The organism is Salipiger sp. PrR007 (assembly GCF_010499845.1).
GTDB classification, from domain to species: Bacteria; Pseudomonadota; Alphaproteobacteria; order Rhodobacterales; family Rhodobacteraceae; genus Salipiger; species Salipiger pacificus_A.
The window spans coordinates 167,339-180,050 of the sequence record NZ_JAAGOZ010000104.1 but is presented as its reverse complement, the minus strand read 5'-3'; the positions used below and the strand labels follow the sequence as shown (position 1 = coordinate 180,050).

General features: G+C 66.6%; 11 protein-coding genes and 1 pseudogene. 3 read left to right on the top strand and 9 right to left on the bottom strand.

Features of this window, described 5'->3' with window-relative positions; genetic code table 11:
- From G0Q01_RS26510 to G0Q01_RS26500, 3 genes and pseudogenes are all read left to right on the top strand, one after another.
- A pseudogene (locus G0Q01_RS26510) lies at positions 1-204 on the top strand (S-(hydroxymethyl)glutathione dehydrogenase); the annotation flags it as partial.
- A gap of 291 nt (positions 205-495) precedes the next feature.
- Positions 496-1,740 (top strand): DUF3604 domain-containing protein, encoded by a 1,245-nt coding sequence (locus G0Q01_RS26505; RefSeq protein ID WP_164213984.1) that lies wholly within the window; start codon positions 496-498, stop codon positions 1,738-1,740.
- An 18-nt stretch (positions 1,741-1,758) separates the two neighbouring features.
- A complete protein-coding gene (locus tag G0Q01_RS26500) occupies positions 1,759-1,995 on the top strand; it encodes a DUF3604 domain-containing protein (protein WP_164198160.1) in 237 nt (78 codons plus the stop codon).
- A gap of 119 nt (positions 1,996-2,114) precedes the next feature.
- Here G0Q01_RS26500 and G0Q01_RS26495 read toward each other — a convergent pair whose 3' ends face one another.
- From G0Q01_RS26495 to G0Q01_RS26455, 9 genes are all read right to left on the bottom strand, one after another.
- On the bottom strand, positions 2,115-3,113 hold the full coding sequence (locus tag G0Q01_RS26495) for a HupE/UreJ family protein (RefSeq protein ID WP_164198162.1): 999 nt from the start codon (positions 3,111-3,113) through the stop codon (positions 2,115-2,117).
- Positions 3,110-3,952: a peptidyl-prolyl cis-trans isomerase gene (locus G0Q01_RS26490; RefSeq protein ID WP_164198164.1), complete on the bottom strand. Its 843-nt coding sequence runs from the start codon at positions 3,950-3,952 to the stop codon at positions 3,110-3,112. The genes G0Q01_RS26495 and G0Q01_RS26490 overlap by 4 nt, the downstream gene beginning before the upstream one ends.
- Positions 3,953-3,979: 27 nt before the next feature.
- Complete coding sequence (locus G0Q01_RS26485) at positions 3,980-4,384, bottom strand: DUF302 domain-containing protein (RefSeq protein WP_164198166.1); 405 nt, start codon at positions 4,382-4,384, stop codon at positions 3,980-3,982.
- Between the two features lie 2 nt (positions 4,385-4,386).
- Entirely contained in the window at positions 4,387-6,309 is a 1,923-nt protein-coding gene (locus G0Q01_RS26480; RefSeq protein WP_164198168.1) for a DUF3604 domain-containing protein, read from the bottom strand.
- A 570-nt stretch (positions 6,310-6,879) separates the two neighbouring features.
- Positions 6,880-8,175, bottom strand: a complete 1,296-nt coding sequence (gene xylA / locus G0Q01_RS26475) for a xylose isomerase (RefSeq protein WP_164198170.1) — start codon at positions 8,173-8,175, stop codon at positions 6,880-6,882.
- Positions 8,176-8,271: 96 nt separating this feature from the next.
- A complete protein-coding gene (locus tag G0Q01_RS26470; RefSeq protein WP_164198172.1) occupies positions 8,272-8,916 on the bottom strand; it encodes a ThuA domain-containing protein in 645 nt (214 codons plus the stop codon).
- Positions 8,913-10,022 (bottom strand): Gfo/Idh/MocA family protein, encoded by a 1,110-nt coding sequence (locus G0Q01_RS26465; RefSeq protein WP_164198174.1) that lies wholly within the window; start codon positions 10,020-10,022, stop codon positions 8,913-8,915. Before G0Q01_RS26465 ends, G0Q01_RS26470 begins: the two co-directional genes overlap by 4 nt.
- Complete coding sequence (locus tag G0Q01_RS26460) at positions 10,019-11,029, bottom strand: ABC transporter ATP-binding protein (RefSeq protein ID WP_164198176.1); 1,011 nt, start codon at positions 11,027-11,029, stop codon at positions 10,019-10,021. The genes G0Q01_RS26465 and G0Q01_RS26460 overlap by 4 nt, the downstream gene beginning before the upstream one ends.
- Positions 11,030-11,050: 21 nt before the next feature.
- A complete protein-coding gene (locus G0Q01_RS26455; RefSeq protein WP_164198178.1) occupies positions 11,051-12,709 on the bottom strand; it encodes a glycoside hydrolase family 43 protein in 1,659 nt (552 codons plus the stop codon).
- Between the last annotated feature and the right edge of the window lie 3 nt (positions 12,710-12,712).

The following is a 12,712-nucleotide window of genomic DNA, read 5'->3' as shown; positions in this document are numbered from 1 at the left end:
CTGGTCACCGGCCGGGTGTGGAAGGGCACCGCCTTCGGCGGCGCCAAGGGCCGCACCGACGTGCCGAAGTTCGTCGATTGGTACATGGACGGCAAGATCGAGATCGACCCGATGATCACCCACAAGCTGAAGCTGGACGAGATCAACCACGGCTTTGATCTGATGCACGAGGGCAAGTCGATCCGCGCGGTGGTGGAGTTCTGATCCATCCGGGCAACCGGCACGAAAATTCTCCCGGCGGGCGCTTGGCTTGCCGGGAGTTCGACATTTCTGTCCAGCGTGGCTATCGACCGTCACGCTTGGCTTTCGCCTGGGCAATCCGTTCATTCATCCACCGCTTTCATGAGTGCCTTCCATTCCGAGCGGATTATCCGATCGGGGGCAGCTTGGCGCCGGGTGATGAAGTGGACAGCATCGGCGAGCAAGCAAAGTCTCGTCTGCCACAGCTGTCCGGGCACCCAGATCCGGAGTGACCCAGGGATCCTGGAAGAAACCTTGACCCTGCCCAAGGGTGTCGCCCTGCCGAAACTCGGCCTTGGGCGCGGCATCAAGTACAATGCCGACCTCGGGGTGAAGCCGTTCAAATATGGCTTCGTCGGCGGCACCGACAGTCACAACGGCACCCCAAGCAACGTCGAGGAAGACAACTTCATGGTCGGCAGCCATGGCTATGCCGACCAGACCGCCGAGATCCGCTCGACCTCGGTGCTCGAGGGCGAGATGCAAATCTCCGACGTGAACCCCGGCGCGCTGACAGCGGTCTGGGCGGAGTCCAACACCCGTGGCGCGATCTGGGACTCGATGATGGCCAAGGAGACCTTCGCCACCTCCGGCCCGCGCATGAAGGTGCGCGTCTTCGCCGGGCAGGGTTTTGCCGAGAGCTACGACAGCTATGACTCCATGGTCACCGACGGCTACGCCAAGGGCGTGCCCATGGGCGGCGATTACACCGGCACCGAGGCACCGCAGTTCCTCGTCTGGGCGATGAAGGACCCGATCGGGCCGAACCTCGACCGCATCCAGATCATCAAGGGCTGGTACGAGAACGGCGAGATGAAGGACACCATCTACGACGTCGCGGCCTCCGGCGACCGCCTACAGGCGGATGGCAGCGTCACGCCCGTCGATGCTCCGATCAACATGGAGACCGGGGAGTGCTATACCGAGAAGGGCGATCCCGAGCGGATGACGGTCTGGACCGATCCCGACTGGCCCCCCGACGTAGGGGCTTTCTACTACGCCCACCGAGGAACAGCTGCGCGCCTTCCAAGCCGCGCCCCCCGATTTCTTCATCCTGCCGCAGGCTATCGTGTTCCGGCAGGCGCTCCCCCTGCCTGCCGAGGCCGGGGACGAGGCGTCGGAAGCGGCGCTCGCGTCGTTGCAGGGGGGGGCGGAGAGGTCCCGCCGGGCCAGCGCGGCAAGCTGGCGATGCCGACGGACTGGGCGCTGACTTCGGCGCGGGCACGGGGAAACTCATTCGGTGGCGGCATTGCGGACACACTCTCGGAGCGGCCGGTCGCGACGTGGTCCGGGCCGGTGCGCTCGGGGCTGGGGATGCACCTCGTTTTGGTGACGGAAAACCAGCCCGAGCATCTCGCGCCCTTCGGCTACGTCTCACTGTCGCCGCTCCCGGTCGAAACGCTGATCGCGCTCAGCATCCTGCTGGTCGCCGTCGAGGCCATCCACCGCAAGGACGGCATCTACATCGAGAGTGCGCTCGATCCGCAATACTCACTTTAAAACATCGACCTTGGTGCCTTGGGTCTTGCCGCCGCCTTGGCGACCGGGAACCTCCGGGAGTCAATCTGGGATGCCTTCGATTGGCGTGAGGTCTTTGCGACGACGGGCACGCGCTTGCGCGTCCGCGCCTTCGCCGGATGGGACTTCGGGAAAGCCGAGGTGCGGCGCCCGACCTTCGCTTGGGTGAGCCATGCCGCGGCGCGGCTCCCTGAAGCAGCCTTTCATCGCCCCTTGCAGCCTCCTTCAGGGGATTAGAGGCGGCAGTGCGGACGTTCCGAACACGCCCCGCAGCAGCAAGAACTCTGCTCCGAGGTGCGACCATCTCGAGGGCCTGCGTCTCATGGAACGCGGAGCCAAAGTCATCGTGGGTATAATCAGAATGCCGTCATGCGCCCGATCACCCAGAAGGCCGCGATGCTGCCGATGCCATAGCTGGCTGCCCGGCTCAGGAGCGCTCCGTGCTTGGCCAGCGCCGGGGCCATGCGGCGCGCGAAATAGCCGATCGTCAGCACGACGCCTATGAACATCAGCTGGCCGATTTCGACCCCGATATTAAACGACAGCAGTGCCAGCGGTATGTCTGCCTGTGGCAGGCCGATCTCGCGCAGCGCGCCGGCAAAGCCCAGCCCGTGGATAAGCCCGAAGCCGAAGGAGACCAGCGCCGGAAAGCGCTCGGAGACGGGATCGCGACGTTCGGGCGGCAGAGCCAGCTCGTAGGCGAGAAAGACGATCGACAGCGCCACCACGACCTCGACCGGGGCCGAGGGCAGGCGCAACAGGCCCAGCGTGGCGGCGGCCAGCGTGAGGCTATGCGCCAGGGTGAAGGCGGTGATCGCCCAGAGCAGGCGCCGCGGCTGGCGCACGAGCAGCAGCAGGGCAAAGACAAATATAAGGTGATCCGCGCCTTCGAGGATATGGGTGACGCCCAGCGAGACATAGCTGGCAAAGACCGCGCCTGGACCCAGCTCGGCGGGGACGGTGAACTCCGGCGATCCTGCCGTGAGACGCTGCGTCTGCGCCTGCCCTGGCTCCAGTTCGTAGCGCACCAGCACGTCGGTGCGCGTGCGCTCCAGCCCGTCGATGCCGATGCTGCCGCCTGCCAGCCCCTCGGGGCAGGTGGCAAGAAACGAGGTGACCCAGGCCCTCCCGTCGAAGGCGGGATCGGGCGCCGGGGTCTGTTGGCAGTTTTCGGGCAGTCGCGGCCTGATCGGCATCGGGCGTCCGTTCACGTCGGGCATCCGCCAGCTCACCCGCCATTGCGTGCTATCCATGGCCGACAGCTCGAGAAAGCCGGGATCGAGAGCATGGGCCCTCGCCCAGCCGGGGTGCAGCGTCGCGGTCAGCAGCAGGATCAGGGCCAGGAAATGCCTCATGGCTGCTCCGCCGCATCATCACCGGGCAGGTCCAGCCTATATCGGCTCAGCAACTCGTCGGTGAAGGCAGTGCGCATCTTGCGCGCCTCGGCTGAGCGCCAGTCGGCGATTACCGTGTCGCGCAGCCTCTCGAGCGGCGGCAGTTGCGCCGCCTCGACCGCGTCCAGCCTGACCAGGTGCTGCCCGTAGCCGCTGGACAGCGGCCCCGACCAGGCGGACAGCGGCAACCCGGCCACCGCCCCGCCGAAGCCGCCGCCGAAGACACGTTCCACCGCCGGCGCGGCCATCGCCTCGAGCCGCGTCGGCAGCATCGTCGCCTGTCCAATTCCGCCGGGGTCCGCACCCTGCTCCAGCTCGGCGCGCAGCGCCGCCACTTCCTCAGCCGTGGCATCTCCGGGCAGCAACACCTGCGTGAAGCTGACCTGCGCGGGGCGCGCGTAGGCCGCGGCGTTCTGCGCGTAATACGCCTCCAGTGCCGCGTCGTCCGGCGTCATGGTGGCGGCAGGGGCCTCGGCGAGGAACTCCATCTTGGTGCGCAGGCGGTTGCGGATCATCGCGTCACCCTTGTCGAGACCGAGCGCCAACGCCTCGCGCACCATCACCTCCTCTATCGCCCAGTCGCGTACAAGGCCGCGGGATTCCGCTTCGGTCGGGGCACGGCCCCATGCGGCCAGGAAACTGTCGGCCATGCGGTTCATCTCTGCCTCGGTGAGGCGCAGCACATCGTCGCGGGGGGCGCGGGCCTCTGGCGGGGCTGTGACTGCATAAAACCCGAAGACGAGCCCGCCCAGCACGAAAAAATGCAGCAGCGGGGAGCGGAGAATGGTGCCGATCTTCATGGTCCTGCCTTCCTGACCCTTCCGCCATCAGCCGCTGCGCAAGGTATCGGCGACCCGGTTCAGCCGGGCGCCCGCGTCCTGCGCCAGATCGGCAATCTCGGCCACTTCTCCAAGATCGCCCATGGCCATCATCTGTCCGGCGTCCACCAGGCGGACCAGCGCGCCACCGGGGGCCTCCTCGACGGTGACGTTGCACGGCAGCAGCAGGCCGACGTCGGGCCGCGCGGTCACCGCCCGATGGGCGAGCCCTGGGTTGCACGCCCCGAGGATGGTGTAACGGCGAAACTCGGTGCCGAGCTTCTCCGCGAAGGCCTTGTCGAGATCGATCCGCGAGATCACCCCGAAGCCCTCGGCGGCGAGCGCCGCGGTCACCGCCTCGACCGCCTCGTCAAACGGGCGATCTAGGGGGACCTCGGTTCCGAAGCCAGACATGCTTACTCGCCGCTCGCGGAGTACCAAATCGGCGAGCTGTAGGCGCGGTCGGTCACCGTCATCGGCACGTCGTCGGTGAAGGCTGCATCGTCGAAATAGGCGGTGTCGTAGGCGGTCCAACGCGGGGTCGGGATCTCGATGACCCGGGCGTAGTAGAAGGCATCGAGCGCCGGGTCGAACTCGGGATCGGTCCAGACGGTGATCAGCTCGGACGCGCCGATGGTGTTGGCGAAACTGGCGTTCTCCACGTCCACCGTATCGCCGACCGGAGGCAGCTTGCCGTCCTCACCGGGCTCGCGGTCGCCAGACCAGACCACGTCGAAGATCTTCTCCTGCATCTCACCCTCGGCATCGACCCAGCCTTTCACGATCTGGATGCGGTCGAGGTTGCCCGAGTAGGGATCCTTCAGCGCCGCGACGAGGAAGCTTGGCGCCTCGGCGCCCTCGGGCGCGGGCATCAGGTCGCCGCCCATGGGCACGCCCTTGCCATAGCCGATGGTTCCGGGGTTCCGCCCCAGCGCGTCAGCCTCTTCAAACTCCCAGCCGCCGAAGAAGCGCAGCCCGATGCGGGTGCCGGTGGTGCCGTAGACCTCCTTGCGCTTCATCGCGTCCCAGATCGAGGCGCGGGTGTTCTCCTGCGCCCAGACCGCCATCAAGCCGGAGGCGCCGAGCTGCCAGTCCTTCACGGTGCGGCCCTCGAAGTCGAAGGCATTTCCGGTGGAGCGTTCGGGCGAGGGCTCACTTGCAGGGAACTTTCCGAAGAAATTGTTTTCTTCCGTAGAGGAAATGCCAGTATGGGCGTCAGTCGAGCCGACCATGCCGAACTTGAACGGGTTCGTGCCGAACTCATCCTCGAGCAGCAGACCGCGCTTGAGCGCTTCGCGGGCATACTCGTAGTCGATCATGCCGGGTTCCTTGGGCACCACGTTCAGGTTGCCCTTGTCCCAGATTTCGAAGTCCGCGAACTCGTCGGTGGGCGCGAGTGTCGGATGCTGCTCGGAGGTGCCCTTGCCCTGTGTGACCTCGTAGAGCGGTTCCCAGCGCGCCCGCGTCTCCACCCAGTCCTGGTCGATCGGCTGACCATCCGGGGTCTCGGTGGCGAACATCAGCCCGTTCGAGAGGTTGCCGTTGTGCGGGACGGCCAGAACCCTGCCTCCCGTGGTTTCCTCGTAGGCTTCCATCCACTCCCAGAGCTTGTTGGGAATGTCGCTGTCGAAGGTGGTCATGGGCCGCACCATGTCGGCTTTGTCCTTGCCGTCGCGGTAGACGATGTTGCGATGCAAGTTGTTGCCGCCGCCGAAATTCGATGTCCATTCGTAGCCGATGAGCGCAGTGAAAATGCCGGGCTGGTTGTGGCCCTCGACGATCTCGGTCATCTGCCGCCACATGTCGAACTGCGTGTCGTTGTCCGTCACGGCCTCTGGCAGCGTGCCTTCGCCCTGCTGGGTGATGATGTCCATGACCACCGCGCTGGCCGCGGCGCCGCCGGCATTCATGCCCTTGTTCCATTCCTTGAGCTGCGGATCGGTCATCAGCGTGGGATCGCCCTCGAGGATGCCGTTGAAGATGTTCAACGCATCGGAGTGATCGGCCACCATCATGTAGTCGTAAGGGCGTGACAACTTCACATCGACGCCGGTGCTGGAGGTGATCTGGGCACCCTTGGCATATCGCAGCGCCTCGTCGGGACCGATCCGGGTGCCGCCTGCGACCGCGTCGCCCGACCAAGACGTGTGCAGGTGCATCTCGCCCCAGAGCGGGCGGGTCGGGAAGTTGCGCCCAGCATAGGGCGAATAGCCCGGCTGGTTGAAGAAACGTTCGATCTTCTCGGGCGTGATGGTGCCGGCGTCGGTGTTCACCTGCGCCAGAAGTGGCGTCGCGAGCAATGTGCTGGAAAGCAGGATGGAGACGAAATGGCGTGCCATGGATCAGCCTTTCTGCATCAAGGACTGTATCAAAATCGGTCTTTCAATATCGCCGGCAGGGCTGAAGCCGAGTCGCCCGCTACCTCTGAGTGTATTATCGTTGAGATTGACCTAAGGTAATCAAGGGAAAACTCTCGCATGAGCCAAAACGCAACCGAGCGCGCTTTGTCTTGAGTTATCGCAGCTGTTTCAAGGAACTCTCAGGGCCGCTTGGGCTCTGATGAGGGCATGTTTGCGGATATGCGAAAGCTGACTCCGGCAAGTGGGCCGGGCTGCATTCTGATGCGTGGTCTGCCGTCGACCTACTGGGGGACGCGCTCGGGCGCTCGCACATGATGTCGCAAAAGCCCCGTGGCTGCCTGCCTGCGTGGTTGCAGAAATGCGTGCCGTCGAAGGGATCGCTTGAAGGGCCCCGGTTGTGGGGCTCCAACTCTCCCTCGCGCAGCAGGCGGCAGGGCGTTGCAGGCGATCGGTCGAAGCAGGGGTGGACCGAATGCGCAGAAGAAAACGGCGCGCCCGAGGTCCGGGCGCGCCGTGCTGTCATGTCCCGATCGCATCGGGCGGCCGGCGTCACACGTAGCGGTTGACGATGTTCTCCAGAACCTCCTGCCGGCCGGAGCGCGGCTGCGGGTCGATGCCCTCCGAGATCACACGCGCGGAAATGGTGTCGAGGTCGCTTTGGAGCATCGCTTGCGCCTCGGGCGTGTCCCAGCCAGCATAGCGCTCGCGCCGCGGCGCCTCGAGCGCGTCGTCCTCGAGCATACGCGCCGCCGCCTTGAAGCCGCGCGCGCAAATGTCCATCGCCCCGGCGTGGCTGGTGATCAGGTCCTCGGGGTCCAGCGACTGCCGGCGCAGGCGGGCGTCGAAGTTGGTGCCGCCGGTTGTGAAGCCGCCGTCGCGCAGGATCTCGTAATAGGCCAGCGCGGTCTCGGGCACGTTGTTGGGGAACTGGTCGGTGTCCCAGCCGGACTGGTAGTCGTTGCGGTTCATGTCGATCGACCCCAGAATGCCAAGTTCCCGCGCCAGCGCCAGCTCGTGCTCGAAGCTGTGCCCGGCGAGAATGGCGTGGCCTTGCTCGATGTTCAGCTTCACTTCTTTCTCAAGCCCGAAATCCTTGAGGAAGCCGTAGATCGTCGCCACGTCGTAATCGTACTGGTGCTTGGTGGGCTCCTGCGGCTTCGGCTCGATCAGGATGGTGCCGTCAAAGCCGATCTTCTTGGCGTGATCGACCACCATGCACAGGAAGCGCCCGGCGTGTTCACGCTCTCGGCCCATGTCGGTGTTGAGCAGGGTCTCGTAGCCCTCGCGCCCACCCCAGAGCACGTAGTTCGCGCCGTTCAGGCGATGCGTGGCGTCAAGGCAGGCCTTCACCGTGGCGGCGGACCAGGCAAAGACGTCGGGGTCGGGGTTGGTGGCAGCCCCGGCCATAAAGCGGCGGTTGCTGAACAGGTTCGCGGTCCCCCAGAGCAACCGGGTCTTCGAGGTCTCCATCTTGCGCTCGAAGATGTCGACGATTTCCTCGAAGTTGCGCAGGCTCTCGGAGAAGTTCGCGCCTTCGGGGCGGATGTCGGCGTCGTGGAAGCAGAAGAAGGGCACGTTCAGCAGGTCGAACATCTCGAAGGCGACATCGGCCTTGCGGCGCGCGGCGTCCATGTCCTCGCCGAACCACGGGCGCTCGAAAGTGCGGCCGCCGAAGGGGTCGCCGCCCTCATAGGCGAAGCTGTGCCAGTAGGCCACCGCGAAGCGCAGGTGGTCCTCCATGCGCTTGCCCATGACGATCTCGTCGGGGTTGTAGTGGCGGAAGCAGGGGCCTTCGCCCTCGGGATCAAAACGCAGCGGTTTGAGGTCGCCAAAGAAATCAGACATGTGCGGTCCTTTCAATGCCTCCGCCGGATTGGGGGGAGGCCGGGATGTGGTGGGGAAGGGGCATCCGCGCGGCAGGGCCGGCGGTGCCCGCAAAGATCAGCGCGCCGCCCAGAGCAGGCCGCGGCGCAGGATTTCTTTCATCTGGGGCACCTCGAATTCCGAGGCGACATGGCCGAGCGCCGAGTAGAACACCCGCGCCTGGCCGTAACGGTGCTTCCAGACCACCGGCATGACGGTGCCCTTGGTCCAGGGGGCGTGCTCGCCGCTGAAGGTCGTGGTTGCCAGCACCTCGATGCCGGGATCGACGTGGAGGTAATATTGCTCGGAGCGGTAGTCGAAATCGCCAATGCCTTCGACCAGCGGATCCTCGGGCCGGGTGATCTCGATCCGGTAATCGAGGATGTTGCCCGGATGGGCCACCCATTGCCCGCCCACCATGAATTGGTAGGCCGGGTCCGCGCGGAAGGTGTCGCCCATGCCGCCATGGAAACCGCCGAGCCCGGTGCCGGCCTCGATGGCCGCCAGAAGGTTGGCCAGCTCGTCTTTGCCGACCTGGGCCTGGGTCATCACCGGCACGATGAGATCGTACTGCCCGAGACCCTCTTCGCCGAGCACCGCGATGCCTTCTTCGCGCCTTGTGTCGAAGCCCTCGGTCCGGAGCATGTCCTCGACGATTGCGGAGCAGGCCTCGGGCTCGTGACCCTCCCAGCCGCCCCAGAAAATGAGTGCCTTCTTCGTCATGCCGCCTCCGCTGCGCTGATGTCTCCGATGGTGCCGCCGGGGCGCATGGCCGCCGGGCGCTCACAGGTGGTTTTGAGGTCGATGGCCTGCCCGCTCTCGGCCGAGGCCAGGAGGGTCTCGATCACGTCGAGCACGTGCAGTGCCAGCGCGCCGCTCGCGCGGTGCGGCGTCCCGGCCTGGATCGCCGTGGCCATCTCGGCAAGCCCAAGACCGCGGTAGTTGCCGTCGCCATGGGCGTGGGTGGTGGGCTGGTCCTGCCAGTCCTCTCCATAGAGGCGCACCGTGCCGTCGAAGCGGTTCGGGTCGGGAATGACCAGCGAGCCCTCGGTGCCGTAAAGCTCGAGCGGTGCGTGCCCATGGGCCTTCACGTCGAAGCTGGTAACGATCTGCACCAGCGCGCCGTCGGCGAATTCGAGCACACCTGTCACATGGGTGGGGGTCTCGACCGGGACCGACTGGCCCGCGCGTGGGCCGGTGGCGATGATCCGGCGGTCGCGGCCGCGCGCGGCAAGCGCGGTCACCCGGCGCACCGGACCCAGCAGCGCGACCATGGCAGTGATGTAGTAGGGGCCCATGTCGAAGAGCGGCCCGGCCCCTGGCCCGGCGTAGTAGAAATCGGGGTTGGGGTGCCAGCGCTCGTGTCCGGCGAGCATCAGCGTCGCGGTGCCCGCGGTGGGTGTTCCGATGCGCCCGGCATCGAGCAGCGCGCGGGCGCTCTGATGCGCGCCGCCGAGGAACGTGTCGGGGGCGCAGCCGATCCTGAGGCCGCGTGCTTCCGCGGCCTCGACGAGCCGCCGCGCGTCTGCGGTGCTGCCTGCGAGGGGCTTTTCCGAGTAGACGTGCTTGCCCGCCTCGAGCGCGGCCAGCCCGACCTCGACATGCGCCGCCGGGATGGTGAGGTTGAGCACGATGTCGATGTCGTCCCGCGCCATCAGCTCGGCAGGCGTCATCGCCGGCACGCCATGGGCCTCGGCCTTGGCGCGGGCTGCGTCGGAGTTCAGATCCGCCACGGCCCGCAGTTCGATCTGCGGAAAAAGCGCGGCATTGCTCAGGTAGATTTCACTGATGACGCCGCAGCCGACGACGCCCACTCCCAACGCAGTCATGATGTTTGCTCCATCCGGTTCCCGTCCTTGTCGAAGAGATGAAGGTTGCCCGGCTCGGGGCTCAGGAAGAGCCGCTCGCCGGCGTTCAGGCGCATGTTGCCGGGCAGGCGCACGGTAATCTCGCCAAGGGCACCCGCATCAGCGTAGACCACGGTGTCGGCCCCCAACGTTTCCACCACCTTGGCGGTGGCAGGCCAATCGCCGGCTTCGTGGTCGGCGCGCAGGTGCTCGGGGCGGATGCCAACGGTCTTCACGTCGCTCCGCCCGACGGCCTCGCCGGGCAGGAGGTTCATCTTGGGCGAGCCAATGAACGCGGCGACGAACTCGGTCATGGGGCGGTCGTAGAGCTCCATCGGCGCGCCGACCTGCTCGATCCGGCCGCGGTTCATCACCACGATCTGATCGGCGAGGGTCATCGCCTCGACCTGGTCGTGGGTGACGTAGATCATCGTCGCGTCGAGCGACTGGTGCAGCTGCGCCAGCTCCACCCGCATCTGCCCGCGCAGCGCGGCGTCGAGGTTCGACAGCGGCTCGTCGAAGAGGAAGACCTTCGGCTGGCGCACGATCGAACGGCCGATGGCGACGCGCTGGCGCTGACCGCCCGAGAGCTGCCCGGGCTTGCGGTCGAGATAGTCCTCCAGCGCGAGGATCCGCGCTGCCTCGGCCACCCGCGCCTCGCGCTCGGCGGCGGGGGTCTTGGCCAGTCGCAGCCCGAAGTCGATGTTCTGCGCCACGGTCATGTGCGGGTAGAGCGCGTAGCTCTGGAACACCATCGAGATACCCCGGTCCGAGGGTTCGGCGAAGGTGACATCCTCGCCGCCGATCATCACCTCGCCGTCGCTGGGCATCTCGAGGCCCGAGATGATGCGCAGCAGCGTGGACTTGCCGCAGCCCGACGGGCCGACGAGCACGGTGAAAGACCCGTCGGGCACCGTCAGGGACATGTCAGGGATGACGGTCACGGCGCCGAATTTCTTGGTGATGTTGTTGAGGCGGACTTCAGCCATGGGTTCGGCTCCTTGCGTTCGTCATGTCCGGGACTCGTTGGGCTCGTAGGTGAAATGCAGGAAATCGGCGGGGCGGCCGCGCCCCGATGTGTCATGCGCACACATGCCCACGAAGGCGCCTGTGAAGTTGTTACCCGGCCCGTTGCCGGCCTCGTCCGATATTGCCGATTGGTCGAGCGTGATCCCAAGGTCCCGCCAGTCGCCGTTCTCGCCGAGCCCGTAGCGGAAGCGCAGGCTGCCGCCGTTGACGTCCACGCCAAGCCGCACCGTGCCGGAGGCGGGCAGGGGGATCGGCGTGACCGGGTAGCTCACCCGCGCGTCGGGCCAATCGGCGGCGCAGCTGTAGACCGTCAGCAGCCGGTTGCTGGCCGCGTCGGCGGTGACCGCGAGGTAGTGGAACTTGAACCGCCCGTACCAGGAGATCAGCCCGGCGAACTGCTGGTAGTCGCCGGGGGTGACGTCGATCTCGGTCTCGGCGGTGAAGGCGAGATCGGTCTGCCGCCGCGCCACCAGCGCGTGATCGAACTGCGAGCCCGGGGCCTCGCGCCCGAAGAGGCGCAGCGCGCCGGGGCGCTCGGTCAGCGAAAAGAGCCGTTCGGGCTCGGGGCTGCGCAGCCATTGCAGGGGCCGCGGCAGCGCGCCGGGGGCAAAGGTCAGCCGGGCGGGCTCGGGCTCGAACCGGTGCTCGGGCAGATCCGGCGCCGCCACCGAGGCGGCGGGCACGCAGCCGCCGTGGGCGAGGCGGGGGAACTCGTCCTTGGGCCAGACCAGTTTCTGGATCGCGGTCTCCCGGCCCAGCGGCGAGCGGCGCACGTCGTCGGCATGGATGCCCTTCGCGCGGCCGGTCTCGATGCCACGCGTCTCGTCCAGCGGGCGCGAGCAGAGGTGCACAAGGTAGTGCTCACCGTCCTGCGTCTCGACGATGTCGGCGTGACCGGCGCGCTGCAGGTAGGCGCCCGGTGCGTCCTTCGAGGTGAGCAGGTGCTTGGCCGGGTCGGTCTCGTAGGGGCCGAGCAGGTCGCGCGAGCGCGCCATCGTGGCCGCGTGATCGTAGCCGGTGCCGCCTTCGGCGGTCAGCAGGTAGTACCAGCCGTCGCGGCGGTAGAGATGCGGCCCCTCGGTCAGCTTGTGGTCGGTGCCGCGGTAGATGTTGTGGACCGGGCCGACGAGGCGCTGTTCCTCCGCCGAGTACTCCTGGCAGACGATGCCGCCAAAGCGGTCGCCGCCGGTCTGGTTGTGGTCCCAGATCATGTTGAGCAGCCATTTGCGCCCGTCCTCGTCGTGGAAGAGCGAGGGATCGAAGCCCGACGAATTTAGGTAGATCGGATCGGACCAGGGACCCTCGACCGAGGGCGCGGTGACGAGGTAGTTGTGGCTGTCCTTCCATGCCCCGTCGCGGCGCTTCACGTCGGTGTAGATCAGCCAGAAGAGGCCATCCGCATAGGTGAGGCAGGGCGCCCAGATCCCGCCGGAGTCGGGATCGCCGCGCATGTCGAGCTGTGCCGCACGCTCCAGCGGGCGCTTCACCAGCTGCCAGTTGCGCAGGTCCCGCGAGTGGTGGATTTGCACGCCCGGGTACCATTCGAAGGTCGAGGTGGCGATGTAGTAATCGTCGCCCACCCGCACGATCGAGGGGTCGGGGTTGAACCCGGGAAGGATCGGATTCCGGATTTCGGTCATTGA

Bases quoted from the DNA above. Each gene is read 5' to 3' on its own strand.
- G0Q01_RS26495 (WP_164198162.1), bottom strand. From the start codon at position 3,113: ATGAGGCATTTCCTGGCCCTGATCCTGCTGCTGACCGCGACGCTGCAC.
- G0Q01_RS26470 (WP_164198172.1), bottom strand. From the start codon at position 8,916: ATGACGAAGAAGGCACTCATTTTCTGGGGCGGCTGGGAGGGTCACGAG.
- G0Q01_RS26455 (WP_164198178.1), bottom strand. From the start codon at position 12,709: ATGACCGAAATCCGGAATCCGATCCTTCCCGGGTTCAACCCCGACCCC.
- G0Q01_RS26460 (WP_164198176.1), bottom strand. From the start codon at position 11,029: ATGGCTGAAGTCCGCCTCAACAACATCACCAAGAAATTCGGCGCCGTG.
- G0Q01_RS26490 (WP_164198164.1), bottom strand. From the start codon at position 3,952: ATGAAGATCGGCACCATTCTCCGCTCCCCGCTGCTGCATTTTTTCGTG.
- xylA (WP_164198170.1), bottom strand. From the start codon at position 8,175: ATGTCTGATTTCTTTGGCGACCTCAAACCGCTGCGTTTTGATCCCGAG.
- G0Q01_RS26485 (WP_164198166.1), bottom strand. From the start codon at position 4,384: ATGTCTGGCTTCGGAACCGAGGTCCCCCTAGATCGCCCGTTTGACGAG.
- G0Q01_RS26480 (WP_164198168.1), bottom strand. From the start codon at position 6,309: ATGGCACGCCATTTCGTCTCCATCCTGCTTTCCAGCACATTGCTCGCG.
- G0Q01_RS26465 (WP_164198174.1), bottom strand. From the start codon at position 10,022: ATGACTGCGTTGGGAGTGGGCGTCGTCGGCTGCGGCGTCATCAGTGAA.